Annotated in this window: 28 protein-coding genes; 15 read left to right on the top strand and 13 right to left on the bottom strand. The window is 61.7% G+C overall.

Annotation, left to right across the window (positions count from 1 at the left end; genetic code table 11):
* Nucleotides 1-223 precede the first annotated feature (223 nt).
* Both ATY29_RS25905 and ATY29_RS25900 read left to right on the top strand, forming a co-directional pair.
* Nucleotides 224-1039, top strand: coding sequence for a vWA domain-containing protein (locus ATY29_RS25905; protein WP_244597448.1), 816 nt, complete (start codon nt 224-226; stop codon nt 1037-1039).
* Between the two features lie 234 nt (nt 1040-1273).
* Nucleotides 1274-2485, top strand: coding sequence for an adenylosuccinate synthetase (locus tag ATY29_RS25900; protein ID WP_025417270.1), 1212 nt, complete (start codon nt 1274-1276; stop codon nt 2483-2485).
* Between the two features lie 70 nt (nt 2486-2555).
* Here the strand turns inward: ATY29_RS25900 and ATY29_RS25895 are convergent, their stop codons facing one another.
* Nucleotides 2556-3779 carry an argininosuccinate synthase gene (locus ATY29_RS25895; RefSeq protein ID WP_003567353.1) on the bottom strand — a complete coding sequence of 408 codons (1224 nt, stop codon included), beginning with the start codon at nt 3777-3779 and terminating at the stop codon, nt 2556-2558.
* Nucleotides 3780-3954: 175 nt separating this feature from the next.
* Here ATY29_RS25895 and ATY29_RS25890 point away from each other — a divergent pair, with 175 nt between their 5' ends.
* On the top strand, nt 3955-4806 hold the full coding sequence (locus tag ATY29_RS25890) for an SDR family NAD(P)-dependent oxidoreductase (RefSeq protein WP_003567355.1): 852 nt from the start codon (nt 3955-3957) through the stop codon (nt 4804-4806).
* A 182-nt stretch (nt 4807-4988) separates the two neighbouring features.
* The gene (locus ATY29_RS25885) at nt 4989-5630 is read left to right on the top strand and encodes a LysE family translocator (protein WP_097533271.1); all 642 of its coding nucleotides are present in this window, start codon (nt 4989-4991) and stop codon (nt 5628-5630) included.
* A gap of 43 nt (nt 5631-5673) precedes the next feature.
* Here ATY29_RS25885 and ATY29_RS25880 read toward each other — a convergent pair whose 3' ends face one another.
* The 5 genes from ATY29_RS25880 to ATY29_RS25860 form a co-directional block, all read right to left on the bottom strand.
* A complete protein-coding gene (locus ATY29_RS25880) occupies nt 5674-6468 on the bottom strand; it encodes an ABC transporter ATP-binding protein (protein ID WP_003567360.1) in 795 nt (264 codons plus the stop codon).
* Complete coding sequence (locus tag ATY29_RS25875; protein ID WP_097533393.1) at nt 6465-7343, bottom strand: ABC transporter permease; 879 nt, start codon at nt 7341-7343, stop codon at nt 6465-6467. Before ATY29_RS25875 ends, ATY29_RS25880 begins: the two co-directional genes overlap by 4 nt.
* 129 nt (nt 7344-7472) lie before the next feature.
* Entirely contained in the window at nt 7473-8426 is a 954-nt protein-coding gene (locus ATY29_RS25870; RefSeq protein ID WP_097533270.1) for an ABC transporter substrate-binding protein, read from the bottom strand.
* A 92-nt stretch (nt 8427-8518) separates the two neighbouring features.
* Nucleotides 8519-9745 carry a dual-specificity RNA methyltransferase RlmN gene (gene rlmN, locus ATY29_RS25865; protein ID WP_097533269.1) on the bottom strand — a complete coding sequence of 409 codons (1227 nt, stop codon included), beginning with the start codon at nt 9743-9745 and terminating at the stop codon, nt 8519-8521.
* Between the two features lie 338 nt (nt 9746-10083).
* Nucleotides 10084-10593, bottom strand: coding sequence for an invasion associated locus B family protein (locus tag ATY29_RS25860; protein WP_003567368.1), 510 nt, complete (start codon nt 10591-10593; stop codon nt 10084-10086).
* A gap of 334 nt (nt 10594-10927) precedes the next feature.
* Here ATY29_RS25860 and ATY29_RS25850 point away from each other — a divergent pair, with 334 nt between their 5' ends.
* Nucleotides 10928-11488: a sigma-70 family RNA polymerase sigma factor gene (locus ATY29_RS25850; protein WP_003567370.1), complete on the top strand. Its 561-nt coding sequence runs from the start codon at nt 10928-10930 to the stop codon at nt 11486-11488.
* On the opposite strand, the gene ATY29_RS25845 is transcribed toward ATY29_RS25850, so the two are convergent.
* Both ATY29_RS25845 and ATY29_RS25840 read right to left on the bottom strand, forming a co-directional pair.
* The gene (locus ATY29_RS25845; RefSeq protein WP_003567371.1) at nt 11485-11877 is read right to left on the bottom strand and encodes a YkvA family protein; all 393 of its coding nucleotides are present in this window, start codon (nt 11875-11877) and stop codon (nt 11485-11487) included. The two genes, ATY29_RS25850 and ATY29_RS25845, sit on opposite strands and share 4 nt — an antisense overlap.
* Before the next feature lie 66 nt (nt 11878-11943).
* Entirely contained in the window at nt 11944-12249 is a 306-nt protein-coding gene (locus ATY29_RS25840) for a 4a-hydroxytetrahydrobiopterin dehydratase (RefSeq protein ID WP_003567373.1), read from the bottom strand.
* A 34-nt stretch (nt 12250-12283) separates the two neighbouring features.
* Here ATY29_RS25840 and ATY29_RS25835 point away from each other — a divergent pair, with 34 nt between their 5' ends.
* Nucleotides 12284-12784 carry a low molecular weight protein-tyrosine-phosphatase gene (locus ATY29_RS25835; protein WP_097533268.1) on the top strand — a complete coding sequence of 167 codons (501 nt, stop codon included), beginning with the start codon at nt 12284-12286 and terminating at the stop codon, nt 12782-12784.
* Here ATY29_RS25835 and thpR read toward each other — a convergent pair.
* Nucleotides 12691-13284, bottom strand: coding sequence for an RNA 2',3'-cyclic phosphodiesterase (gene thpR / locus ATY29_RS25830; protein WP_003567377.1), 594 nt, complete (start codon nt 13282-13284; stop codon nt 12691-12693). The two genes, ATY29_RS25835 and thpR, sit on opposite strands and share 94 nt — an antisense overlap.
* Nucleotides 13285-13352: 68 nt before the next feature.
* Nucleotides 13353-13997 carry an arylesterase gene (locus ATY29_RS25825; protein ID WP_003567379.1) on the bottom strand — a complete coding sequence of 215 codons (645 nt, stop codon included), beginning with the start codon at nt 13995-13997 and terminating at the stop codon, nt 13353-13355.
* 72 nt (nt 13998-14069) lie between these two features.
* Between ATY29_RS25825 and ATY29_RS25820 the strand changes: the two genes are divergently transcribed.
* From ATY29_RS25820 to ATY29_RS25805, 4 genes are all read left to right on the top strand, one after another.
* Nucleotides 14070-14777, top strand: coding sequence for an ABC transporter ATP-binding protein (locus ATY29_RS25820; RefSeq protein ID WP_003567381.1), 708 nt, complete (start codon nt 14070-14072; stop codon nt 14775-14777).
* A complete protein-coding gene (locus tag ATY29_RS25815; protein WP_097533267.1) occupies nt 14774-17317 on the top strand; it encodes an ABC transporter permease in 2544 nt (847 codons plus the stop codon). The genes ATY29_RS25820 and ATY29_RS25815 overlap by 4 nt, the downstream gene beginning before the upstream one ends.
* A 180-nt stretch (nt 17318-17497) precedes the next feature.
* Entirely contained in the window at nt 17498-18226 is a 729-nt protein-coding gene (locus ATY29_RS25810; RefSeq protein WP_003567385.1) for a Bax inhibitor-1/YccA family protein, read from the top strand.
* A 107-nt stretch (nt 18227-18333) separates the two neighbouring features.
* The gene (locus tag ATY29_RS25805) at nt 18334-18891 is read left to right on the top strand and encodes a GNAT family N-acetyltransferase (RefSeq protein WP_003567387.1); all 558 of its coding nucleotides are present in this window, start codon (nt 18334-18336) and stop codon (nt 18889-18891) included.
* 108 nt (nt 18892-18999) lie between these two features.
* On the opposite strand, the gene ATY29_RS25800 is transcribed toward ATY29_RS25805, so the two are convergent.
* The 3 genes from ATY29_RS25800 to acnA all read right to left on the bottom strand — a co-directional run bounded on the left by ATY29_RS25800 (nt 19000) and on the right by acnA (nt 23422).
* Nucleotides 19000-19401 carry a DUF2794 domain-containing protein gene (locus ATY29_RS25800; protein WP_003567389.1) on the bottom strand — a complete coding sequence of 134 codons (402 nt, stop codon included), beginning with the start codon at nt 19399-19401 and terminating at the stop codon, nt 19000-19002.
* A 358-nt stretch (nt 19402-19759) separates the two neighbouring features.
* Nucleotides 19760-20500 (bottom strand): DUF1223 domain-containing protein, encoded by a 741-nt coding sequence (locus ATY29_RS25795; protein ID WP_003567391.1) that lies wholly within the window; start codon nt 20498-20500, stop codon nt 19760-19762.
* 231 nt (nt 20501-20731) lie between these two features.
* Complete coding sequence (gene acnA, locus ATY29_RS25790; protein ID WP_097533266.1) at nt 20732-23422, bottom strand: aconitate hydratase AcnA; 2691 nt, start codon at nt 23420-23422, stop codon at nt 20732-20734.
* 262 nt (nt 23423-23684) lie between these two features.
* Here acnA and ccmA point away from each other — a divergent pair, with 262 nt between their 5' ends.
* The 5 genes from ccmA (at nt 23685) to ATY29_RS25760 (ending at nt 26816) form a co-directional block, all read left to right on the top strand.
* Entirely contained in the window at nt 23685-24329 is a 645-nt protein-coding gene (gene ccmA, locus ATY29_RS25785; protein WP_097533265.1) for a heme ABC exporter ATP-binding protein CcmA, read from the top strand.
* A 241-nt stretch (nt 24330-24570) separates the two neighbouring features.
* Nucleotides 24571-25230 (top strand): heme exporter protein CcmB, encoded by a 660-nt coding sequence (gene ccmB, locus ATY29_RS25775; RefSeq protein ID WP_097533264.1) that lies wholly within the window; start codon nt 24571-24573, stop codon nt 25228-25230.
* 48 nt (nt 25231-25278) lie between these two features.
* The gene (locus ATY29_RS25770; RefSeq protein WP_097533263.1) at nt 25279-26040 is read left to right on the top strand and encodes a heme ABC transporter permease; all 762 of its coding nucleotides are present in this window, start codon (nt 25279-25281) and stop codon (nt 26038-26040) included.
* 3 nt (nt 26041-26043) lie between these two features.
* Complete coding sequence (gene ccmD, locus ATY29_RS25765) at nt 26044-26211, top strand: heme exporter protein CcmD (RefSeq protein WP_025417285.1); 168 nt, start codon at nt 26044-26046, stop codon at nt 26209-26211.
* Nucleotides 26208-26816: a DsbE family thiol:disulfide interchange protein gene (locus ATY29_RS25760; RefSeq protein ID WP_097533262.1), complete on the top strand. Its 609-nt coding sequence runs from the start codon at nt 26208-26210 to the stop codon at nt 26814-26816. Before ccmD ends, ATY29_RS25760 begins: the two co-directional genes overlap by 4 nt.

Here is a 26816-nt window from a genome sequence, read left to right as displayed (position 1 = left end):
GCATCTTCCTGGTTAATGCACACCCGGAAATGTGCAGCGATTCCGGGTTGGCGACACAACGCGCTTTCGCGTTCTCCGGCTCTCATACGCGCCATCGGAAAAAATGACAATTTGCAAATAGCAACTTGCAACATGCACTTTGCAAGTCTATATAGGTGATGACGAAGGGCAGTAGGCAAACGCCTGAGCCTGATCGCCAAGGCAACAGCAAAGGAGTGAAACCATGGGTATGGGACGTTTCAGCACAACCGACTGGGCGGCCTACAATGCACGCCATGTGGATGGCCGCAGCCGGTCGGAAGTATTCGGGGCCACCGGCATCGATCCGCAGTTGGACCCGGCGCGCTTTTCCACCCGCGAGAGCCGCGACAGCCCCTACAATCCACAATCGACCCCGATTATTCTGGCCTCGGATGTGACCGGCTCGATGGGCATGATCGCCCACGAACTGATGCGTGGCGGGCTCATCACCCTGACATCGGAGATCTACGACCGCCGTCCGGTATCCGATCCGCATATCATGGTGGCGGCGGTCGGAGATGCGGATACTGATGTGGCACCGTTGCAGGCTACCCAGTTCGAGGCCGACATCTCGCTTGCCAGCCAGATCCGCGCCTTGTGGCTGGAAGGCAATGGCGGTGGCAATGACGGCGAGAGCTACAGCGCCGCCCACCTTCTGGCAGCGCTCAAAACCTCGACCGATGCCTTCGAAAGACGCGGCCGCAAGGGCTATCTCTTCACCATCGGCGACGAGCCGGTTCACAATGGCCTGACCGCCCCTCAGATTGCCCGCATCTTCGGCATCGCACCGCCGCGCGGTCTGAGCGCCCGGGAATGCCTGGCGATGGCGCAAAGATCCTATGAGGTCTTCCACATCGTCATCCGCGAGGGCTATGCGGCCAGGAGGCTCGGCCGGGTGCTCGAAAGCTGGCAGCCGCTGCTGCCCGGTCGCACCTTCGTGCTCGATGATCACAGGCGCATTGCCGAGCTGGTGGTTCAATCATCGAAATCACCGAGGGTCGTGACGCCGACGACGTAGCCGCCAGTTGGCCGGGTTCGGCGGCTGCAGTCGTCGCCAAAGCCATCGGCGAACGCCCGAAGCGGCACCTGCTGCCGTTCTTCTAATCCAGGACAGTGCTGCGCGCTTTCCCCGGTTATTTAAAACCAAAGGTTGGAGCGGTTCTGAGCTGCCATAAAGAGCTGAACCGCTCTGCCCATATCTTCCAGTACAAAAGCCCCGGCGCCCTCCGGGACCCATTTTGAGGAGCAGAACATGAGCACCCAGGCACAAGCCGTGATCGGCGCGCTTTATGGCGACGAAGGCAAGGGGCTGATGGTCGATCGGCTCGCTGCAGCCACGCCGGGAGCCGTGGTGGTTCGCAGCAATGGCGGTGCTCAGGCCGGCCATACCGTGGTCGATCCCGCCGGGGTGCGCCATGTCTTTCACCACATTGGCGCGGGCAGCTTTGCCGGCGCTGCCACCCATTTCAGCCGCTTCTTCGTCGCCCATCCGATGCTGCTGCTCGATGAATTGACCGCCCTCGGCCAGCTGGGTGTGGAGCCCGAGATCAGCAGCGACCCGCGTGCCCCGGTCACCACACCCTTCGACGTCATCATCAACCAGGCCTTGGAGCTGGCGCGCGGCACTGCCCGTCACGGCAGTTGCGGCCTCGGCTTCGGCGAGACCATCGAGCGCAATCTGCGCCCGGAATTCGCTCTCTCGACGAAGGATCTGTTTCGCCCCGATCTGCATGCCCGGCTTGTTTCCATTCGCGATGCCTGGGTGCCCGTCCGGCTGGCCGCGCTCGGCATCACCGCCCTGCCCGCGGAACTGGCCGCCGCACTGGCTGACGACATCACCACCGCCCGCTTCGAAGCCGATTGCGCCGCCTATCTCGACCGCGCCGCGCTCTGGCCCGACCGGCGGCTGTGCGAACGCGGCCCTGTCATCTTCGAAGCGGCACAGGGTCTGGAGCTTGATCAGGACCGCGGCGTGTTTCCCCACGTCACCCGTTCGAATACCGGGCTCGCGAACATGCTCGCGATCTCAGTCGAGGCCGGCATCACAGAGCTGGCCGCGACATATGCGACGCGCTGCTACACCACCCGGCACGGCGCAGGTCCCCTCAAGGGGGAAGTTCCCGCACTATCAGGCATCAATATCGTCGACCCCACCAACGCACCGAACGAGTGGCAAGGTACTCTGCGGCTCGCTCCGCTCGATCTCGACACGTTGCGCCAGGCCATTGCCCGCGATCTGACGTTGGATCGCGGCGGCATAACAATCAGAGGCGGACTGGCCGTCACCTGTCTAGATCAGGCCGAAGATGGGTTTGCCATCACGGATCACGGCGAGGCCATCCGGCTTGATCCTGCCGAAGCGGCGTCCGAGATAGCCGATCTTGCCGGCCTGCCGCTCTGGGCCGAAAGCTGGGGACCGCGTCGCGGCGATGTCAGGCTGCGTATGGATGCAGCCGCCGCGTGAGCCACGGCAAAAAAAGAGCCCGCGCGGCAATGCCGGCGGGCTCCTATTCAACTCGAAAAGCGAAGCGTGATTACTTGACGAGGTTGCGCTTGCCGAGCGTGCGCAGGCGCAGCGCATTGAGCTTGATGAAGCCGGCCGCATCCTTCTGGTCGTAGGCACCCTGGTCGTCCTCGAAGGTGACGAGCTTGTCGGAATAGAGCGACTTTTCGCTTTCACGGCCGATGACCATGACATTGCCCTTGTAGAGCTTCAGCGTCACTTCGCCTTCGACATGCTCCTGGCTCTTGTCGATCAGCGCCTGCAGCATCTCGCGCTCCGGCGAGAACCAGAAGCCGTAATAGATCAGCTCGGCGTAACGCGGCATGATCTCGTCCTTGAGATGGGCCGCACCCCGGTCGAGCGTGATCGATTCGATGGCGCGGTGCGCCGAAAGCAGGATCGTGCCGCCGGGCGTCTCGTAGACGCCGCGCGACTTCATGCCGACGAAACGGTTCTCGACGAGGTCGAGACGGCCGATGCCGTTATCGCGTCCGTAATTGTTGAGGGTCGCGAGCAGCGTCGCCGGCGACATCTCGACACCGTTGATCGAGACGGCGTCGCCCTTGCGGAAGCCGACCTTGATCACCGTCGCCTTGTCGGGCGCAGCCTCAGGCGAGATCGTGCGCATATGCACATATTCCGGCGCCTCCTGAGCAGGGTCCTCGAGAACCTTGCCCTCGGAAGAAGAATGCAGAAGGTTGGCGTCGACGGAGAACGGCGCCTCGCCCTTCTTGTCCTTGGCAACCGGGATCTGGTGCTGTTCGGCAAAGGCGAGCAGGTCGGTGCGGCTCTTGAACGCCCAGTCGCGCCACGGCGCGATGATCTTGATGTCGGGGTTCAAAGCATAGGCGGACAATTCGAAACGAACCTGGTCGTTGCCCTTGCCGGTCGCGCCATGGGCGATCGCATCGGCGCCCGTCTTGCGGGCGATATCGATCAGATGCTTGGAAATCAGCGGCCGGGCGATCGAGGTGCCGAGCAGATAGACACCCTCATAGACGGCATTGGCGCGGAACATCGGAAAAACGAAATCGCGCACAAATTCCTCGCGCACGTCCTCGATATAGATCTCCTTGATGCCGAGCATCTCGGCCTTCTTGCGCGCCGGCTCCAGCTCTTCGCCCTGGCCGAGATCGGCGGTGAAGGTGACGACTTCGGCGCCGAGCTCGGTCTGCAGCCACTTCAGGATGATCGAGGTGTCGAGGCCGCCGGAATAGGCGAGCACGACTTTCTTCACGTCTTTATATGATGCCATGATGATGAGGTCCGTTGCATAAAAGGCCGGCGAAAACCCGGTATCGCGGCACTTTTAGCGAGATTGACGCGTGACGCAAGGGCAAGTGCGGCACCGCCGGCGCGATAGCGTTGACAGCGCGAAAGCGGAGCCCATATTCGCCAACGTCAGAGCAACGACCGAGGAGGGGCTCCCCGTGACGAATATTCAAGACATTTTCAAGAAATCCAATGTTGCAGTCGTCACCGGCGGCGCGTCCGGCATCGGCCTGGCTGCCGCAAGACACTTTGCCAAGGCCGGCATGAGCGTGGTCATCGCCGATCTCGGCGGCGACCGGCTGGCGGGCGCCGCAGACGAACTCAAGGCCATTGCCGGCGAGGAAGAGGTGATGGCGGTCGAGACCGACGTCGCCAGCCGGGACTCCCTCGAGGCGCTCGAACGCGCCGTGCTCCAGCGTTTCGGCCGCGTCCATGTGCTAATGAACAATGCCGGCATCGGCCCGGAAACCTCGATCTTCAGCCCGCAGGCGAATTGGGACCATATCTTCGCCGTCAACCTGATGGGGGTGATCAATGGTACGCGCACCTTCGGCCCGAAGATGCTGTCGCATGGCGAGCCTGGGCTGATCATCAACACCGGCTCGAAGCAGGGTATCACCACGCCGCCCGGTAATCCCGCCTACAATATCTCAAAGGCCGGGGTGAAGGTCTTTACCGAAGCGCTCGAGCACGAGCTTCGCAACATCGAAGGCGCGAAAATCTCCGCGCATCTTCTGATCCCCGGCTTCGTCTTCACCGGCCTCACCAAGGGCGACCGCGCGGAAAAGCCGGCCGGCGCCTGGACGCCGGAGCAGACTGTGGATTTCATGGTCGAGAGCCTCAAGCGCGGCGATTTCTATATCCTGTGCCCCGACAATGACGTGGCCCGCCCGGTCGACGAGCGCCGCATGGCCTGGGCTGCTGGCGACATCATCGAGAATCGCCCGCCGCTGTCACGCTGGCACGAGGACTATGCCGACAAGTTCAAGGCCTTCCTCGAACAGAAATAATGGCACTCATGCATGTCGCCCGGAAGTGTGCAGCGGTTCCGGGATAATGACATGCATAAAACAACAGCGAATGAGCGTGGCATGGATCAAGTTTAATGCGACGCGCATTCGAAGGTTTGATTGGTAATTTTCTGAAAGCCGGGTAAAAAATCCTCCGATCTTCCCGGCTTTCAGAGCGTGTCATGGATTTCCTGCCCAGCCTGTCGACTCTTTTGGCCTTTGCCGCCGCGACCCTGCTGCTCGCCGCGACGCCGGGTCCCGACATGACGCTGTCGATCAGCCGTGCGCTAGCCCAGGGCAAGAAAGCGGCTCTTTTCGTCGTCATCGGCACCAGCCTCGGCATCGTCGTCCACACCATGCTGGTCGCCTTCGGAATTTCGGCGCTGATCACGGCCTCGCCGACCGCCTTCCTGTTCCTGAAGACCGGCGGCGCCGCCTATCTGCTCTGGCTGGCGGTGCAGGCGATCCGCTTCGGTTCGAAGCTCACTGTCGCCAGGGTCGAGGCGCAGAAGGGCACGGCGCTTGCGAACATCTCGTCGGGCTTCTGGGTCAATCTTCTGAACCCGAAGGTCATTATCTTCTTCATGACCTTCCTGCCGCAATTCGTCAGCGCCGGCGACCCGGCCGTGACGCAGAAGCTGCTTTTCCTGGGCTTCTGCTTCATCCTGTTCGGCATGCCGGTCAATGCCGGCGTGGTCCTTGCTGCCGACTGGCTGGCCTCCTGGCTGCAGAACAACAGGAAGGTGCTGCGCGGCATGGACTATACCTTCGCCGGCGTCTTCTCGATCTTCGCCGCGAAGATCCTGCTCACCCAGGCCAGATGATCAGCGGATCCGCTGTCGGTTAACCGATCAGCACGCTGTTGCCTTAGCCAATCAGCAAAGCATCGTCGTCGAGCGTCTGGCCGCGCATCTTGCGGAACATGGCGATCAGGTCCTCGACTTGCAGGTTCTTTCGGTTGTCGCCCGCCACGTCGAGAACGATCTCGCCGCCATGCAGCATGATGGTGCGGTGGCCGTAATCCAGCGCCTGGCGCATGGAATGCGTCACCATCATCGTCGTCAATTTGCGCTCGGCAACGATCTTCTGCGTCAGGTTCATCACGAACTCGGCCATGCCGGGATCAAGGGCGGCCGTATGTTCGTCGAGCAGCAGCACTTCGGAACCGGCAAGCGTTGCCATCACAAGCGACACGGCCTGCCGCTGCCCGCCGGAGAGCAGATCCATGCGGTCCTTCAGCCGGTTTTCCAGCCCGAGATTCAGCTCCGCGATCCGCTCCTTGAAATAATCCCGACGTTTGCCGCCTAATGCCGGCGCAAGCCCGCGCTTTTCGCCCCGGCGGGCAGCCAGAGCAAGATTTTCTTCGATCGACAGCGAACCGCAGCTTCCCGTCAGCGGATCCTGGAACACCCGCGCTACCAGACCTGCGCGTGATGCCGTCGACTTGCGCGTCACATCGCTCTTGCCGATCAGCACCTGTCCCTCGCTCGGCAGGACGTCGCCGGCGAGCACACCGAGCAGCGTCGATTTGCCGGCGCCGTTGGAGCCGATGACGGTGACGAAGGAGCCTTGTTCGATGGTCAGGCTGACGCCGTTCAGCGCCTGCTTCTGCAGCGGCGTGCCGCGCCCGAAAACAACCTTGATATCCTTAACGCTGATCACGATGCGGCACCTCCGCGAAGACGGGGAAGGATGAGCGCCACGGTTACCAGCACCGCCGTCACGAAATTGAGGTCGGAAGCCTGTAGGCCGATGACGTCGCTCGACAGCGCCAACTGGATCGCGATGCGGTAGAGGATCGAGCCGAGCACGCAGCCGATCAGTGCGATCAGCAGACCGCGGCGCCCGAGCAGCGTCTCGCCGATGATGACGGCGGCAAGCCCGACGACGATCGTGCCGACGCCTGAAGTGACGTCGGCAAAGCCGTTCGTCTGGGCAAACAGCGCGCCGCCGAATGCCACCAGCGCATTCGAGATCGCCATGCCGAGATAGATCTGCCGGCTGGTATCGACGCCCTGGGCGCGCGCCATTCGCGCATTGGCGCCGGTCGCGCGCATGGCCAGCCCGGCATCGCTTTCGAGGAAGCGCCAGACCAGGATGAGGGCGACGATCACAAGAACGCCGACGAAGAGCGGCCGCACATAGAAATCGCGAAGGCCATGGCCGAAGAACGGGCTGATCATCGTATCGGCATTGATGAGAGCGACATTCGGTTTGCCCATCACCCTGAGATTGACCGAAAACAGCGCAATCATCGTCAGGATCGAGGCGAGCAGATTGAGGATTTTGAAGCGCACGTTGAGCAGCGCCGTCACCATGCCCGCGCCCGCGCCGGCAGCCATCGCGATCAGAGCTGCAAGCCAGGCATTGACGCCGGCAATGATCAGCACGGCGGTCACCGCCGCACCGAGCGGAAAGGAGCCGTCGACCGTCAGATCGGGAAAGTCGAGAATGCGGAAGGCGAGATAGACCCCAAGGGCGACGAAGGAATAGACCAGTCCGAGTTCGACGGCCCCCCAGAATGCGATTTGGCTCAAGGCTTTCAGCCCCTTTTTCCGTTTCCGTTCCGCATGCCTGCGAAACATTTAGGCTTCCAATAGCATCAGCCGCCCTCGTGTGGAACGAGAGCGGCTGTAAAACTTGACCGGCGGCGGCAGCCGCGCTGTCTATTCGATGACTTTGTTGGCGCGCGAAAGCACGCTCTGCGGCAAGGTGACGCCCATCTTGGCAGCCGCCGCCTTGTTGACGACGAGATCGCTGCCGGCGGCGGTCTTGACTGCGATATCGCCCGGGTTCTCGCCCTTCAGCACACGCACGACAATGTCGCCCGTCTGCTTGCCGACATCGTAATAGTTGAATCCGAGGGCAGCGATGGAACCGCGCGAAACCGAATCGGTATCGGCGGTGAAGAGCGGCAGCTTGCTCTCTTCGGCAACGGCAACGGCGCCTTCGAGCGCAGAGATGATCGTGTTGTCGGTCGGGATATAGATCGCATCGGCACGGCCGACGAGGGCGCGAGCCGCACCCTGGACCTCGGCCGATTTTGTGGCGGCGGATTCCACCACCTTCAGGCCGGCCTTTTCGGCCTCGGCCTTCAGCACGGCGAGGAGCGAAACGGAGTTGGCCTCGCCTGAGTTGTAGAGATAGCCAACGGTTTTCACATCAGGCAGGATTTCCTTGATCAGCGCCAGGTGCTCGGCGACCGGTGACATGTCGGAAAGGCCGGTGACGTTACCGCCGGGCTTGTCCATGTTCTTGACAAGCTGAGCGCCGAGCGGATCGGAGACCGCAGTGAAGACGACGGGAATGTCGCGCGTCGAGGAGACGACGGCCTGAGCCGAGGGTGTGGAGATCGGCACGATCACATCCGGCTCGTCGCCGGCGAACTGGCGGGCGATCTGGGCTGCGGTCGCCGGATTGCCCTGCGCCGACTCGAACACGAATTTCAGGTTCTCGCCTTCCTTGTAGCCGGCGGCCGTCAGCGCATCGAGAACGCCCTTGCGGGCAGCGTCCAGCGCCGGGTGCTCGACGATCGCCGTCACGGCAACGGTCACGTCATCGGCCTTTGCAGGCAGCGAAAGCGCCAAAGTGGCGGCAAGAGCGAGCAGAATCGGGCGCATTATATCCTCCTGATTGATTTTGGCGGCACTATTAGGAAAAGCGCATGCTTAAATCAATGCAGGAGAATTGTAGCGAGGATCAAACTTGCTGATCAGTCGTCGGCGCCGTGATTGGCGATCATCATCGCCTCGAAGGCCAGGCGCTCGGTCTTGCGCATACGTTCGGATTCCGATTTCAGCTGGCCGCAGGCTGCCAGAATATCGCGGCCGCGCGGCGTGCGGATCGGCGAGGCGTAGCCTGCCGAGTTGATGAAATCGGCGAACTTCTCGATCTGCTCCCAGTCGGAACATTGGTAATTGGTGCCGGGCCAGGGGTTGAAGGGAATGAGGTTGATCTTCGCCGGCACGCCCTTCAGGAGCTTGATCAGCCCCTTGGCGTCCTCCAAACTGTCGTTGACGTCCTTCAGCATCACATATTCGAAGGTGATGCGCCGCGCATTGGAAAGGCCGGGATAGGCCTTGCACGCCTCGATTAATTCCTTCAGCGGATACTTCTTGTTGATCGGCACCAGAATGTCGCGCAGATCGTCGCGCACCGCATGCAGCGAAATAGCCAGCATGACGCCGATCTCCTCGCCGGTGCGGAAAATCTCCGGCACGACGCCGGAGGTCGAAAGCGTCACCCGGCGCCTGGAGAGCGATAGGCCGTCGCCATCCGTGGCGATCAGCAAGGCCTGCTTGACGGCATCGAAATTGTAGAGCGGCTCGCCCATGCCCATCATCACGATATTGCTGACCTTGCGGCCCTCAGCAGGCATGATCGTGCCCTGCGGCGCTTCGCGATCCGGGAAGTCGCCGAGCCGGTCGCGAGCAAGCAGCAGCTGCGACAGGATTTCCTCCGCCGTCAGGTTGCGCACCAGGCGCTGCGTACCGGTATGACAGAAGGAACAGGTCAGCGTGCAGCCGACCTGGCTGGAGATGCAGAGCGTGCCGCGGCCCTCTTCCGGAATGTAGACGGCTTCGATCTCGACCGGGCGGCCGGCGCCGCGCGGCGGAAACCGCAGCAGCCATTTGCGCGTACCGTCATTCGAAACCTGCTCCTCGACGATCTCCGGACGCGCGATGGTGAAATGCTGCTTCAGCATCTCGCGCATGTCCTTGGCGACGTTGGTCATATGGTCGAAATCGGAGACGCCGCGCACGTAGATCCAGTTCCAGAGCTGCGCGACGCGCATCTTGATCTGCTTCTCGGCTACGCCCTTATCCCGGAGTGCCGCCGCCATCTCCTCGCGCGACAGCCCGATCAAGGACGGCTTTTCGAGGCTGGTGGACGTGCGCGCCTGCGGCTTGGTGACATCTATCGCTTCCATGACGGACATAGGCATTCATCCCGAATTCGAACATATAACCGCCCTACAAGCCCGCGGACTTCAGGACAGACCGGAAGACTTGCGAGCACATGGCGGCACATGGGCAGAAATTGAATGGCGGAGCGGCGATTGATATCGCGATCTGTCCGCTGTTGGCGCGGCCTTTAGCATCATTTTGCCCGCGCGTCACTAATGCATGTCGCCCGAAAGTGTGCAGCGGTTTTGGGACAACGACATGCATAACGTCAAAGATCCAAGCGTGTTGCGTGATGCGATACGCTTGGAGATGGAAACGACAAAGGCCGGCGCAAGGCCGGCCCGTGAGATTTTTGCGGGCGAAAAGCCGCTTACTTGCAGCTTTCGATCTGCTTCAGCGCAGCCGAGATGCCCGAGAGCGAATAGCTATAAGAGGTGCCGGTACCCTTGCGCGAGACGGCATTGACCGTCATCGAATGACCGGTCTTCATCGCCGCGACCAGAGCGGGCTCCTGCGCCGCATTCTCGACCCAGCCGGCCTTGTCCTTGGTGAACATCACGAAGGTCTTGTTGTCGATGACGACGTTGATCTTCGAATTTTCCTTCACCGTGTAGCCCATCATCGCCTGCGGCTCATAGGAGATGTTCTGGCCCGGACGTTGCGAGACGATGAAGAAGTTGTCGCCATGGTCGACGCTTGCCGGCTGCTTTGCCGTCGGAACCGACAGCACATAGCAGACGGTGCTGTTGCCCGACTTGTAGGAATAGGCGCCCCATGCCTGGAACTGCTGGATGCGGTTCGGCGCGGCCTGCTGCGCTGCCGCAACTCCGGCCATGACAAGGGTGAGTGCGAGAGCGGATACGATACTTTTTACAAACATGGATTCCTGCCGGTTCTTGCGATCAAGGCCCGAAGCGATCATTGCGGGCGCCGCATAATCACGATCTGCTTTATTTTGACTTAATTCAGGTTACCAAATGGTCAACAATGGCTGCGATTTGTATCTGCCTGTGTCATTTCAGCTCGGGTAACAATTTTCGCCCTTTGACGGTAATGGCCGTGACACCGTGACCCGATGGCACCGGCCGTCCGTTCGGCTGAATTTAAGACACAAAGATTCAGGCAAGAGTTTGACCTTTCAGAATTCCGTTGTACCTCAGTAAAGCTTGGAAATTCGGTCCGAAAATTTCGCCGCAGGGGGCTCGTGAGGGGACATGGATGCCGAGGAAAGACAGCGTTTCGCTGCCCTCGCAAAGGCCGTCGCCAGGGATCGCGACCAGCAGGCCTTTTCCATCCTGTTCGACTATTTCGCACCCCGGCTGAAGGCTTGGCTGATGCGCCAGAAGATGACATCAGGCGAGGCCGAGGAACTGGTCCAGGAGATCATGATCGTGCTTTGGCATAAGGCGGATCTCTACGATTCCACGCGATCTTCGCTCTCCACCTGGCTTTTCCGCATTGCCCGCAACCGCCGCATCGACCTGCAGCGCCGCATCAATACCCGCATCTTCGATGAGACCGACCCGGCCCTGCAGCCGCCGGCCGAGATCGGCGCGGAAGACATCATCGCCAATGACGATCGCGATGCCAAGATCCGCGCCGCCGTCGGCCAATTGCCGGAGGAGCAGCGCGACATGCTGCGCGCCGCCTTCTTCCTCGGTCAATCGCATTCGGAAATCGCCGAATCGACCGGGCTGCCGCTCGGCACGGTGAAATCGCGCATTCGGCTTGCCTTTGGCAAACTGAGGAAGGTGCTGGAGCGCGAAACCGCCTAAATCGTCTTCATCGTTTCCTCAGACGAGTCGGCGAGAACGCGATCGGCGGCCTCATAATGGCCTGGGCGGATATGGCCGCGCACCATGGCGAACGCGGCTGACAGGACGGCGATATCGTCGGAAAAGCCGATGACGGCGAAGACATCCGGGATCATGTCGATCGGCATGACGAAATAGGCGAGCGCTGCGAGAAGCACGCCGCGCACCTTCGTCGGCGTCTGCGGGTCGAGCGCGCAATAAAAACCGGCGACGACATCGCGGGAGAAGGGAATTTGCCGCACAGCCCGCCGGAAGGTCGGCCAGAATTTCTGCCTTACGGTCTTTTCCCGTCGGCTCTGGGTGTCCTCGTCGCCCGGCAACAGGATTTCCCCGAATTTGACCTCATCCATCCCTGCATCCCTTTTGTCCAAGCGAACATATGGTGATGGCGGCCCGCCTTTCAAATGGCCCCGCTTTCAAACCATACGTCGCGCCGCAGCCTTCTCCATGGCCTTGGCGAGCTTGAAATCCAGCTCCGTCAGCCCGCCGGCATCATGCGTGTTCAGCGTCACATCCACCCGGGAATAGACGTTGAACCATTCGGGATGGTGGTTGAGCTTCTCGGCCGTGATCGCTGCCTCCGTCATGAAGCCGAACGCCTCGATGAAATTCGAAAACTTGAATGTCTTCGATATCGCGGAGGCCGCCTCATTCAGTGTCCAGCCCGCAAGCCCGGCCAGTTGCGCCTCGACCGCCGTCCGTTCCAGTTTTTCCATTTTCATGCGATCGTCCTTTCATCTGTCGACAGGTCTACCGATGAAACGCATCAGCATCCTCTTCGTCTGCATGGGCAATATATGCCGTTCTCCGCTCGCGGAGGGAATTCTTCGTCACCTCGTCGCCGAGGCGGGTTTGACTGGCCAGTTTACGGTCGATTCGGCCGGCACCGGCGGCTGGCACGAGGGCGAGCCGCCCGACCGGCGTTCGATCGCCACCGCGCAACGCCACGGCATCGATATATCGGCACAGCGTGCCCGCCGCATCCGACCGGGAGATTTCAGGGGTTTCGACCTCGTCCTCGCCATGGACCGCGACAATGTGGCGGCGCTCGCCGAAATCGCGCCGCCCGAGGCGAACATCCGTCTTTTCGGCGATGCCGCACTCAGAACCGGAGAGGATATCCCCGATCCCTATTATGGCGGCCCGGACGGTTTCGAGCTGGTCTATACCAGGCTCTTGACCGGCTGCAGCAGCTTGCTCGAAACGCTGGGCGTCGAGCGTGCCTCATGCAGCGGGAACACTTCCTCGGTGAGGTAAGGCCCGCCGCCGACCGATTCGCGCGACGACAGCAGCACGAAGCGCGGCGCCGTGAAGGTCGATGTGTGGAAGTTGCCGCGCCCGGCCAGATATTGCACGACATCGTCGAGCCGCGACGATTTGAGCCGCGCCAGCGTCACATGTGGCATGAATTTGCGCGGATCCGGCGGCAGGCCGATACGCTGGCAGATGCGCTCGATCTCGCCCTGCAGGGCGTACATTTCAGGCGATTGCGAAACGCCGGCCCAGACCGAATGCGGTTTCTTCGAGCCGAAGGAACCGATGCCTTCGAGCCGGAACTGGAATTCCGGCCGGTCGATGCGGTCGAGACGTTCTACGATTTCATCGGCCGTGCGGCCGTCGACATCGCCAATGAAGCGCAGGGTGATGTGGTAATTTTCCACATCGATCCATCGTGCTCCGGGGAGGCCACCGCGCAGCAATGAAAGGCTCATCGCCGCATTGCGCGGAATTTCGAGGGCGGTAAACAGTCTCGGCATAACGAGCACTCCCCGAATCTTTTGCAGGTGCTTACACGGAATCACGCAATCAATGAGCGCGCAAGTCCCTATTTCTTCACAGTAGAAATCGTTCCGACGAAATTTGTGACATCGGCTTCCATCTTCCCGACCATAATGTCGACGCCTTTCGCATTGGGATGCATGCCGTCCTCGAGTTTCAGCGCCGCATCGAGCGCCACGCCGTCCAGGAAGAAGGCATAAAGCCGAACTCCGTGTTTCTCAGAAAGTTTCCGGTAAATCGGATTGAAGCGTGCGGCATAATCCGCCCCCATATTGGGCGGCGCCATCATGCCGACGAGCAGCACATCGATGCCACGCTGCTTCAGCCGGGCAATCATCTGATCGAGGTTCTTCTCGCTCACCTCCGGCGGGATGCCGCGCAGCGCGTCGTTGGCGCCGAGCTCCAGAATGACGCCGTCGGTACCGTCGGGCACCGACCAGTCGATCCGCGCAAGCCCCCCTGTCGTCGTGTCGCCGGACACCCCGGCATTGGCGACGGCGACGTCGAGCCCCTTCGCCTTGAGGGCCGACTGCAGCTTTTCCGGAAAGCCGTCGCCGGGAGGCAATTGATAGCCCGCCATCAAACTGTCCCCGAAACCGACGAGATTGATCGTCCGGGCATTCGCTGCGGCGGTAAAGATCAGTGAGACGGCAATGACGGTGAATTGAAGCGCGGCAACTTTAAATCTCATTCTGGCTTCCCTAGATTGGCGAAGTGCCGTGATGCGGCCATTCGATTATGGATTTATATAGGGCGATTTCTGTTGGCAAAAACCATCATCGAGTTGAAGGGCGCCGATCTGACCCTTGGCAGTGCGGCCGCTTCCGTGCACGTGCTGAAGGGGATCGATCTCGATATCGATGCCGGCGAATCCGTCGGCATTGTCGGCCCGTCCGGGTCCGGCAAGTCGACCCTGCTGATGGTGCTTGCCGGGCTGGAGAAGCTCGACAGCGGCGAAATCAATATCAACGACACGCCGATCCACGCGCTGAGCGAGGATCAGGTGGCCGATTTCCGCGGCCGCAACATCGGCATCGTCTTCCAGTCCTTCCACCTGATCGCCAACATGACGGCGCTGGAAAACGTCGCCGTGCCGCTCGAACTCGCCAATGTTCCCAACGCCTTCGAGATTGCCCATCGCGAGCTGAAATCGGTCGGCCTCGGCGAACGGCTGAACCACTATCCCGGCCAGCTTTCCGGGGGCGAACAGCAGCGCGTGGCGATCGCAAGGGCGCTCGCTCCCTCGCCCGCCCTGTTGATCGCCGACGAACCCACAGGCAATCTCGATACCGAGACCGGCCGCCAGATCGCCGACCTCTTGTTTTCCAAGCAGGCCGAACGCGGCATGACCCTGCTTCTCGTCACCCATGACGTCTCGCTGGCCAATCGCTGCTCGCGCCAGATCCGTGTCCGTTCCGGCAGGATCGAAGGCGACAGCGCCGCCCGTCACAGCGAGGCGGCGATCGCATGAGGGTGATCACGCCGCGCGTCTCGCTCGCTTTTCGCCTGGCGCTGCGCGAGCTGCGCGGTGGCATCCGCGGCTTCTACATTTTTCTCGCCTGCATCGCCCTCGGCACCGGTGCGATTGCCGCCGTCAATTCCGTTTCGCAGTCGATCACCGATACGATCGCCACGCAGGGGCAGGAACTGCTGGCCGGCGACGTCCGCTTCGAACTTAACAACCGCGAAGCGACGCCTGAGGAAATGAGTTTCCTCGAAGGCCTGGGCAGCGTTTCGGTGTCGACGGGCCTGCGTTCGATGGCGCGCAAGCCTGACGGTTCCGATCAGGCGCTGGTCGAGGTCAAGGCCGTCGACGATGCCTACCCGCTCTACGGCAGCTTCGTGGCCAAGCCGGATTACCCGCTCGCAGCCCTGCTTTCAGGCCAGGGCGGCACCTATGGCGCCGTCGCAGCCCCGCTGCTTCTCGATCGGCTCGGGCTTGCGGTCGGCGATGAATTGCTGCTCGGCAATGTTAAGCTCAGCATCACCGGCACCGTCAAAACCGAGCCGGACGCGCTGTCGGAAGGTTTCGGCTTTGCGCCGCGTCTGCTTGTCAGCCGCCGGGCACTGGAAGCCTCCGGATTGATCCAGACGGGAAGCCTGGTCGAGCATGCCTACAAGATCCGGCTGGAAGACAAGGGTGCGATGTCGGGCATCCAAGCGCGCGCGACCAAGGAATTTCCCTCCGCCGGCTGGGCCGTTCGCACCAGCGACCGCGCTGCGCCCTCGCTCACCGAAAACATCACCCGATTCTCGCAGTTTCTGACGCTGGTCGGCCTAACCGCACTGATCGTCGGCGGCGTCGGCGTCGCCAATGCCGTTCGCGCCTTCCTCGACGGCAAGCGCACCACAATCGCCACCTTCAAATGTCTCGGCGCACCGGCGCAGGTCGTCGTTCTGATCTATCTCTTCCAGATCGCCATCATCGCCCTTGGCGGGATCCTGATCGGCCTCGTTATCGGCGCCCTGTCGCCGATCTTCGCCGCCCAGTTCCTAGCGCAATTCCTGCCGGTCTCGACGACGCCGACGCTTTATCCCGGCGCCTTGCTGCTGGCGACGCTGTTCGGCATCCTGACGACACTCGCCTTCGCCATCCTGCCGCTCGGCCATGCCCGCGAAGTGCCCGCCACCGCACTCTTCCGCGAACAGGGCTTCGAGGCCCGCCGCCTTCCCTCCTGGCCCTACATCCTGCTGGCCGCGCTGTTCATGGCGGCCCTTGCCGGCCTTGCCGTCGTCACCGCCTATGACCGGTTCATCGCCGTCGTCTTCGTCGGTGCGATCGTCTTCGCCTTCGTCGTGCTGCGCCTCGTCGCGGCGTTGATCGCCTGGCTTGCGCGCCGCAGCCCGCGCGTCAACTCGCCGGCATTGCGGCTTGCGATCGGCAACATCCACCGCCCCGGCGCGCTGACGCCCTCGGTCGTGCTCTCGCTCGGCCTCGGCCTGGCATTGTTGGTAACTTTGACCCTGATCGACGGAAACCTGCGCCGGCAGCTCACCGGCCGCATGAACGAGGGCGCGCCGAACTTCTTCTTCGTCGATATCCAGAGCGCCGAGGTCGATGCTTTCCGTGCTCTCGTCCAGGCGCAGGCGCCGAAGGGCAAGCTCATGGAAGTGCCGATGCTGCGCGGCCGGATCGTCGCTTTTAACGGTGAGGACGTCAGCAAAATGAACGTGCCGGCCGCCGGCCGCTGGGTGCTGAACGGCGACCGCGGCATCACCTATGCCGATACCCTGCCGGAAAATGCCGCCCTTACCGAAGGCAGCTGGTGGGACAAGGATTACAGCGGCGAGCCGCTCGTCTCCTTTTCCTCGGAAGAGGCGCACGAACTCGGCCTGAAGATCGGCGACAAGGTCACCGTCAACGTGCTCGGCCGCAACATCACCGCAAAGATCGCCAATCTCCGCCGCGTCCAATGGGAATCGCTATCGATCAATTTCGTCATGGTCTTTTCGCCGAACACCTTCAGCGGCGCCCCGCATGCATGGCTGGCGACGCTGACGGATCCCTTCTCGACACCGGCCGAAGATGCGGCGATCCTGAAATCCGTCACCAACACCTATCCGACGATCACCAGTGTCCGCGTCAAGGACGCGATCGACATCGTCAACCAGCTGGTTGCGCAGCTGGCGACCGCAATCCGCGCCGCCGCTTCCGTCGCCCTCATCGCCTCGATCCTCGTCCTCGCCGGGGCGCTTGCTGCCGGAAACCGGGCGCGCACCCATGATGCCGTGGTGCTGAAGACGCTCGGCGCCACCCGCGCCATGCTGATTCGCGCCTTCAGCTACGAATATCTGATCCTGGGGCTGGCGACCGCCATCTTCGCGCTGATCGCCGGCGGTGTCGCCGCCTGGTTCATCGTCGCCCGCATCATGCGCCTGCCCTCGACCTTCTTGCCCGATGTGGCGGGGCTGACGCTGTTGACCGCCCTCGTGCTGACCGTCGGCATCGGCCTGATCGGCACCTGGCGCATCCTCGGGCAGAAGGCCGCGCCCGTCCTGCGCGAGCTTTGACCGGAGAACGGCGCTCAAACCCTTCACCTTACGGCGATTTAACCGGCCGGGCCTTCGCAACCCTCTTGTTTGCAAGAGGCGAAAGCCTCATATTGTTTGCAGGCATGCTGGAGCTCCGCAGCGGCGCCCGGGTCGAAAACCCCGACACCGTATCTCCATCGGAGCTTGTAAGAGGAAACTATGGCTGACCTTCGTAACTATCAAAGCCGCGCTCAGACCGGCGAGATGATTGATCAAGGCCTGCGCGCTTATATGCTCAAGGTTTACAACCTGATGGCGCTGGGTCTGGCGATCACCGGTGTGGCCGCATATCTCGGATTCAACTTCGCTGTTCAGGACGGCCAACTCACCCAGTTCGGCGTACTCCTGTTCCAGTCGCCCTTGCGCTGGGTCGTCATCCTTGCGCCCCTTGCGGCCGTCTTCTTCCTGAGCTTCCGCATCAATAGCATGAGCGTGGCCGCCGCACAGACGACCTTCTGGGTCTATGCCGCACTGGTCGGCCTGTCGCTCTCGTCGATCTTCCTGGTCTACACCGGCCAGAGCGTCGTTCAGACCTTCTTCGTCACCGCCGCCTCCTTCGGCGCGCTGTCGCTTTACGGCTACACGACGAAGCGTGACCTGTCGGCGATGGGCTCGTTCCTGATCATGGGTCTTTTCGGCCTGATCATCGCTTCGATCGTCAACATCTTCCTGGCTTCGTCGGCCATGCAGTTTGCGATCTCGGTGATCGGCGTTCTGATCTTCGCCGGCCTCACCGCCTACGACACGCAGCGGATCAAGGAACTGTACCTGGAAGCCGATGACGTCGCCGTGGCCGGCCGCAAGGCGATCATGGGTGCGCTGACGCTCTATCTCGACTTCATCAACCTCTTCATGTTCCTGCTGCAGTTCATGGGCAACCGCAAATAACAGGACGGACTGAGATCGAAAAGGCGGCTTCGGCCGCCTTTTTTATTGCGCTGATTTTCTTCAGATGGTTTTAGAGGGGCTTGCCTCCTGATGGACCCGCCGCCGAAATGTCCTTTCTCCTGCGCGATGGCTCTGAAGCCGATATTCCCGCCATTACCGGTATCTACCGGGAATCCGTCCTGAACGGCACCTCGAGCTACGAGATCACGCCGCCCTCCGAGGCCGAGATGGCGCAGCGTTTTTCGGCAATCGTCAGCCAGCGCTATCCCTATATCACTGCAGCCGGTGCGGATGGAGGCCTGCTCGGCTATGCCTATGCCTCGGCCTTTCGCGTCCGCCCGGCCTATCGATGGATGGTCGAGGATTCGATCTATCTGGCGCCCGAGGCCCGCGGCCGCGGCATCGGCAAAGCGCTGATGACCGAGTTGATCGACCGCTGCACCGGTCTCGGTTTTCGCCAGATGATCGCCGTCATCGGCGGCGCCAGCCCCGCCTCGATCGCGCTTCATCTCAAGGCGGGCTTTGTGGAGGTCGGTTTGATGAGGGGCGCCGGCTACAAACACGGCCGCTGGCTGGATACGATGCTCATGCAGCGCACCCTCGGCGACGGCATGACGACCGATCCGGATCCCTCCGCCTATCCCGGCACGCTGTTTAGCGCATAACCGACAAATCGGAATCGATTTTCGGAAAGGACTACGCGCAAATTCAAAGTATTAGAGCGTCCTCAGCGCGTCTTGCTAGACGCGCGGCGCTCTAACGGCCGATAGGGCCTACTTGTCGACGAGCTTCAGCGCCTTGTCGAACACCTTCAGCACCTGGTTCAACTCGTGACCGCGCTTCAGGATGGTGCCGTGGACGTTGATCACAGAATAGGCGCCCTGTTTGGCGGCGAGCTTGGGATTTTTCTCGATGCGGAAGAGTGGCATTTCACCGGAGCGTTTGAACACAGAGAAGACCGCCCTGTCTTTCAGGTGATCGATGGCATAGTCGCGCCATTCGCCGTCACCGACCATACGGCCGTAGATCCAGAGGATCGCATCCAGTTCGCGCCGATGAAAGGTCACCGGAAGCGGGTCCTTGCTCTGCTTGTATTCCCTGAGATCGACGACGACTGAAGAATTCTTGTCGACGGAACGGCTTTCGCCGTGTCGTAAATCCGGCTGATCTGTCATTCAGTCTCCAAGGCCTCTGCGTGTGACAGGAGGGTGACAGTGTGCCCGAGCCGCCGCAAATTGCAAGAGTGCCGGCCGTTACATTCGGCCGCGCCTGACAGCGCCGCGCGTCTGCCGAGGCGCGCAAAGGATGCTGCGGCACTTTGAATCTGCGCATCGTACAATGCCCAGAGGAGCGCTGACGCTTTCTCGGCAACGCCGCATTTCAGTCAAAACAGCGCCTCATTTGCAGGGGAATTATGAATCCCGGTTTGGCGCCAGCGCGCCAAAGGGCCCGGCGGAGCGTATCGACCTTAACCCCAGCCCCGAATACGCTCAGCCGGGCCGCCCGGTACTTCATCCGCAAGCGGATGAAATCTCAGATATTTTTTCCAGCCATCACAACGGTCGCGCCAAGGATCGCAGCCGGATCACCATTGTCGGTCGCCGATTGCAGCAGGATCGCGCAGCCCTCGAGTTGCGGCCGCTGCAACACGCTGGCCGGAAGTGTCAGGCTGGTCGCTTTGCCGTCCCACATGCCGACCGTTTCGACATTAGTGACGCTGTGCAGATAGGATAGCTTCTTTCCGCTGTTCTCGCCTTTTTCGACCTCGATCGTCTTTTCCTTGTCGAAATAGACCATCACCACATTGGCTTTGCCCTGTCCCGCGCCGATCTTGATCTCCAGCTCGTCACCGCGCATCGCCGCGCTGATCGGAACGGTCAGCCCGTTGCCTTCGCCGCTATAAGTATCGATCTTGCCGTTGATGCCGCTGAGATCGGCGCCGGCCAGATGGCCGCGGCCGTTGACGATCGCCTGCGGCGTATAGACGTTGCTGCGGCCCATCGTTCTGGCATAGCCGTATTGCCGCTCGGTATTTTCCTTGGAGCTCAGCGTATCGGCCCAGCCGAGGTAGTTCCAGTAATCGACATGGTAGGCAAGCGCGATCACATCGCCTTGGCTCACCAGCTTGCGGAAAGCGGCGTCAGCAGGAGGACAGGAAGAGCAGCCCTGCGCGGTGAAGAGTTCGACGACGCCTTTCGGCGTGCCGTCTTCGGCCTGCAACGAGCCTGCGAGAACAACACCGGCGATCAGCGGAATCAAGAAACGGGGGGACATTCACCTGCACCTCTTTTTCAGCGCCGCCGGCGGGTTGGAACGGAAGCTCTGACATATGAACGTACGAATAATCCTTCCGGGTCCAAACGAAAAGTCACGAACGGGTGAGACGCAGCGCCATCGGAAGGCGCGGAAAACAAATCATCGTGAGCCCCTCGAAACCGTCGCCCGTAAAGAAAAGCCGCCGGAAATTGCTCTCCGGCGGCCATTATCATGCGAGGCTATTAACAATCAGGCAGCGAGGTCGCGCAGAACCGTCTGCAGGATGCCGCCATTGTTGAGGTAGACCACCTCGTCGAGCGTATCGACGCGCGACAGCAGCGGAACGTCCTTCACGGTGCCGTCGCTATAGGTGATCCTGGCGATCTTCTTCTCACGCGGCTTGATCTTGTCGAGGCCTTCGATGGTGACGAGCTCGTCGCCCTTCAAGCCGAGGCTCTGCCAGGTCGTGCCCTCTTCGAAGACGAAGGGGATGACACCCATGCCGACCAGGTTCGAGCGATGGATACGCTCGAAGGACTGGGCGACCACGGCCTTGACGCCGAGCAGGTTGGTGCCCTTGGCAGCCCAGTCGCGGGAGGAGCCATTGCCATATTCGACACCGGCGAAGATGACGAGCGGCACGCCTTCGGCCTTGTACTGCATGGCGGCGTCGTAGATCGAGGTCTCTTCCTTCGACGGGTAGTGGATGGTGTAGCCACCTTCCTTGCCGTTCGGGCCAAGCATGTGGTTGCGGATGCGGATATTGGCAAAGGTGCCGCGCATCATCACTTCATGGTTGCCGCGACGCGTGCCGTACTGGTTGAAGTCGGCCACGGCGACGGCGTGGTCGATCAGATAGGCGCCAGCCGGCGAAGCCGCCTTGATCGAACCGGCCGGGGAAATGTGGTCGGTGGTGATCTTGTCGCCGAACAGGCCAAGGACGCGGGCGCCCTTGATGTCGGAAACGCCGGTGCCCTTCTTGCCCATGCCGACGAAGTAGGGCGGGTTCTGAACATAGGTCGAATCGTCGTCCCAGGCATAGGTCTGTCCCGGGGGAACCTGCACGGCCTGCCAGTTGACGTCGCCCTTGAAGACGTCGGCATACTTGCTCTCGTAAAGTTCGCGAGTGACGTATTTCTGGATGAACTCCTGCACCTCGTGCGAGGTCGGCCAGATATCCTTGAGATAGACCGGGTTGCCGTTCTGGTCTTCACCGATCGGCTCCTTGGTCAGATCCGTCTGCACCGTGCCGGCAAGCGCGTAGGCGACGACGAGCGGCGGCGAAGCCAGATAGTTCGCCTGAACATCCGGAGAAATACGGCCTTCGAAGTTACGGTTGCCCGAGAGTACGCCCGATACGATCAGGCCCTTGTCGTTGATCGTCTTCGAGATCGGCGCCGGCAGCGGGCCGGAATTGCCGATGCAGGTGGTGCAGCCGAAGCCGACGAGGTTGAAGCCAAGCTTGTCGAGATCGGCCTGCAGGCCCGATTTGGCAAGATATTCGCCGACGACCTGGGATCCCGGTGCCAGCGAGGTCTTGACCCACGGCTTGGTCTTCAGGCCCTTGGCAACGGCGTTTCGGGCGAGAAGGCCGGCAGCGATCAGCACCGACGGATTGGAGGTGTTGGTGCAGGAGGTGATGGCGGCGATCGCCACGTCGCCATGGCCGAGATCGAAATCCGTGCCTTCGACCGCATAGCGGTTGTTGATCTGGCCCGGCTTCTTGTAATCGGCATCCATCGAACCGGCGAAACCGGAAGCGATATTCTCCAGCGCGATACGGCCTTCCGGACGCTTCGGACCGGCCATCGACGGCACGACGTCGCCGAGGTCGAGTTCCAGCGTATCGGTGAAGACGAGATCGGAGCCGTCGCCGTCGCGCCACATGCCCTGGGCCTTCGAATAGGCTTCCACGAGAGCAATCCGGTCATGTGTGCGGCCGGACATGGTGAGGTAGTTGATGGTTTCGCCATCGACCGGGAAGAAGCCGCAGGTGGCGCCGTATTCCGGGCCCATATTGCCGATCGTCGCGCGGTCTGCGAGCGGCATGTTGTCCATGCCGGGCCCGAAGAATTCGACGAATTTCGAAACGACGCCCTTCTTGCGCAGCATCTGCACGACGGTGAGGACGAGGTCGGTCGCGGTGACGCCTTCCTTGAGCTTGCCGGTCAGCTTGAAGCCGATGACTTCAGGCAGCAGCATCGAGACCGGCTGGCCGAGCATCGCCGCTTCCGCTTCGATACCGCCCACGCCCCAGCCGAGAACGCCGAGACCGTTGATCATCGTTGTGTGGCTGTCGGTGCCGACGCATGTATCCGGATAGGCGATCGTCTCGCCGTCCTCTTCCTTTGTCCAGACGGTCTGGCCGAGATATTCGAGGTTGACCTGGTGACAGATACCGGTGCCGGGAGGCACGACGCGGAAATTCTTGAAGGCCTGCTGGCCCCATTTCAGGAAGCGGTAGCGTTCACCGTTGCGCTGGTATTCCAGCTCGACGTTCCTCGCGAATGCCTGCGGCGTGCCGAATTCGTCGACGATGACCGAGTGGTCGATGACGAGGTCGACGGGAACGAGCGGGTTGATCTTCTCGGGGTCGCCGCCGAGCGACACCATCGCGTCGCGCATCGCGGCAAGATCGACGACGGCGGGAACGCCGGTGAAGTCCTGCATCAGCACGCGCGCCGGGCGATAGGCGATCTCGTTTTCGACCGCACCCTTATTCTTCAGCCATTCGGCAACGGCCAGGATGTGCTCCTTGGTGACCGACTGGCCGTCTTCGAAGCGCAGCAGGTTTTCCAGCAGCACCTTCATCGAATAGGGAAGCCTCGAGACGCCGGGCAGACCGTTTGCTTCAGCCTTGGGCAGGCTGTAATAGACATAGTCCTTTCCACCAACGGAAAGCGTGGAACGACAATTGAAACTGTCAAGAGATTTAGACACGAGAGACCCCGTTTCTGATAGCCAACACAGTCGTGCGAACGCCTATGCACTTAATGCACATCAGGATGCGGGTACGGCCATTTCCGCTGTCCGCACGTGGAACGAATGCTCCAAGTTCGGCGCAAGGATGAAATTCACGCCGACCGCTGGCGTGGTTGCGGGTCTTATAGATAATTTCCTAAAAACTTGCCATACCCGAGCACGGTCAAAACCGGAGATTTTTTGACCCTCCCGCGAGCCGAAACCAAGAAAGAGCCGACGCATGCATCTCACCGCCGAAAATCTGGCTGCAAGGCGCGGTGAGGATTTAATTTTCGCTAATATTTCCTTTCACTTGGCAGCCGGCGAGGCGCTTGTGCTGACGGGGAGAAATGGATCGGGAAAGTCCACTTTACTGCGCGTTGTCGCCGGTCTCCTGAGGCCGGAAAAAGGCACGGTCATCTTCCATGACGGAGAGAGCCGGGAAGGCCGCCATCCCGGTGAGGCCAGTCACTACCTCGGCCACAAAAATGCAATGAAGAATGAACTTACGGTTGCAGAAAATCTGGATTTCTGGCGGGGCTTTCTCGGCAGTCCGGACACCCCCGGCCTCTCCATCGAGGACGCCGCCGAAGCCATCGGCCTCTCGGGCATCACCCATCTTCCCTTCGGTTATCTCTCCGCCGGCCAGCAGCGCCGTTTCGCCTTCGCCAAACTGCTCGTCGCCCACCGCCCCGTCTGGATCCTCGACGAACCCACAGCGGCACTGGACGCGAGCGCCGACCGGCTGTTTGCAGGACTGATCGAGGCGCACCTGGCCAAGGGCGGAATCGTACTGGCGGCGACGCATCAACCACTGGGGCTGAAGAATGTGCAGGAATTGAAGATGACGGGTTTTGTCGGCGTGGATCAGGGAGTGTGGGGGTGATGGTTTGTGGTGTGGCTACCCCCCTCTGCCCTGCCGGGCATCTCCCCCACAAGGGGGGAGATCGGCAAGACGCGCCCGCCTCCCGAAATCTTGGACGTGCGCCGAGCGGCCTAGATCACCTGCGGTGTTTGATTTGGGCAAGAGGGTCCCCCCAGCCGATCTCCCCCCTTGTGGGGGAGATGCCCGGCAGGGCAGAGGGGGGTATCGCCCCGTCCACCGCCCATGCAGAGAGCCGCCCCGCATGACCGCCCTCTTCCTCCGCGACCTGAAACTCTCGATCCGCGCCGGCGGCGGCGCGTTGATCGGCGTGCTGTTCTTCCTCACGATCGTCGCCGTCATCCCCTTCGGCGTCGGTCCCGATCTCAAGCTTCTCTCCCGCATCGGTCCCGCCATCGTCTGGATCGGCGCGCTGCTGGCCGCCCTTCTCGGCCTCGACCGCCTGTTCCAGGCCGAGCGCGACGACGGATCGCTCGACCTGATGCTGATGCAGGAAACGCCGCTCGTCCTCACTGTGCTGGTCAAATGTTTTGCCCACTGGACGGCCACCAGCCTGCCGCTGGTCATCGCCTCACCGCTGCTCGGCCTGTTCATGAATATGGACGAGACGGCGATCGGCGCGACCGCGCTGACGCTGCTCGTCGGATCACCGGCTATTACTTTCATCGGCGCCGTCGGCGCCGCCGTCGCCGTGGCGCTACCCCGCGGCGGCCTGCTGGTTTCGATCCTGGTGCTGCCGCTGACCATCCCGGTGCTAATCTTCGGCGTCAGCGCCACCTATGCCGCGGTCGAGGATCCCGCCCCGTTCCTCCCGCCTTTTCTCATCCTGATCGCGCTGACGCTATTCTTTACCGTCATCGGCCCGGCTGCCGCCGCCCTGGCGCTGCGAAACACGGCGGATTGATGGGCCATTCGATTGCGGGAAAAGCCGGATCAAGGTAAGGAAGCGGTCATGAGCGAAACGAGCCTTGCCATCAGCAAATTCAGCGATCTCGCCAACCCGACCCGGTTTCTGGCGCTGGCGGCGCGCGCCATTCCCTGGCTGGCGGGGATCACCGCCCTCTGTTTCGCGGCCGGCCTCTATCTGAGCTTCGCCACCGAAGGCGATTATCAGCAGGGCGAGACCGTGCGCATCATGTATATCCATGTGCCCGCGGCCTGGCTTTCGATGATGTGCTACACAATCATGAGCATTTCGGCGATCGGCACGCTGGTCTGGCGCCATCCACTGGCCGACGTCTCGGCCAAATCAGCAGCCCCGCTCGGCGCCGCCTTCACCCTGCTCGCCCTCGTCACCGGCTCGCTCTGGGGCAAGCCGATGTGGGGCACCTGGTGGGTCTGGGACGCACGGCTAACCTCCGTCTTCATTCTCTTCCTGATGTATCTCGGGCTGATTGCGCTCAACCGCGCCATCGACGATCCGTCGAAGGCCGCGCGCGTCAGCGCCGTGCTCATCCTCGTCGGCTTCGTCAATATCCCGATCATCAAATTCTCGGTGGAATGGTGGAACACGCTGCATCAGTCGGCAAGCGTGATGCGCCTCGACGGCCCGGCGATCGATCCGGAATTCCTGCGGCCGCTCTTCGTGATGGCGATTGCCTTCACCCTGCTCTTCTTCACCCTGCACATCATGGCGATGAGGAACGAAATCTGGCGGCGCCGCATCGCCGCCCAACGCCGTCTCGCCGCCCGCATGGCCAGCCGCGAGGAATAGGTGATGACGCATGCCTTCTACGTCTACGCCTCCTATGGTTTCGCTGCCCTCGTGACGGTCGCCGTCACGCTCTGGACCTGGGCTGACGGCCGGGCGCGCCGGCGAGAACTCGCGAGCCTTGAAGCTGCCGGCATTCGCCGCCGCTCGGCACGCACGAGGGATGGCGAATGAGCGAGGCGCCGGAAACCACGACCACCAAGCTGCGTGGGCGCGGCAGCTACGTGCTGGCGCTTCTGCCGCTGATCGTCTTCGGGGGCATTGCGGCAACCGCCGCAAAGATGCTCTACGACCAGGATTTTCACGGCAAGAACATCACCGAAATTCCTTCCGCCTTGATCGGCACCAAGGCGCCGGCGCTGAACCTGCCGCCGCTCGACGGCGCCAACCTGCCGGCGCTGACCGATGCGGCGATCAAGGGCAAGCTGACTCTCGTCAATGTCTTCGCCTCCTGGTGCGTCCCCTGCCGGGACGAACATCCTGTTTTGAAAGAACTGGCAAAAGACGGGCGGCTGAACATCGTCGCCATCAACTACAAGGACCAGAACGACAACGCCCTGCGTTTCCTCGGCGAGCTCGGCAATCCCTTTCAGGCGATCGGCATCGATCCGAACGGCAAAGCGGCAATCGACTGGGGTGTCTACGGCATTCCGGAAAGTTACCTGGTCGGTCCCGACGGCACCATCCTCTACAAGCGCGTCGGCCCCTTCGACGATATCAGCCTGAAGGAAGGCCTGTTTCCGGCGATGGAAAAGGCGCTGGGCAAGCCGGCTTCATAA

Source organism: Rhizobium hidalgonense (assembly GCF_002914525.1).
In the GTDB taxonomy this organism is placed as follows: domain Bacteria; phylum Pseudomonadota; class Alphaproteobacteria; order Rhizobiales; family Rhizobiaceae; genus Rhizobium; species Rhizobium hidalgonense.
The sequence above is the reverse complement of the archived record's forward strand: the minus strand, read 5'-3'. Positions and strand labels throughout refer to the sequence as shown.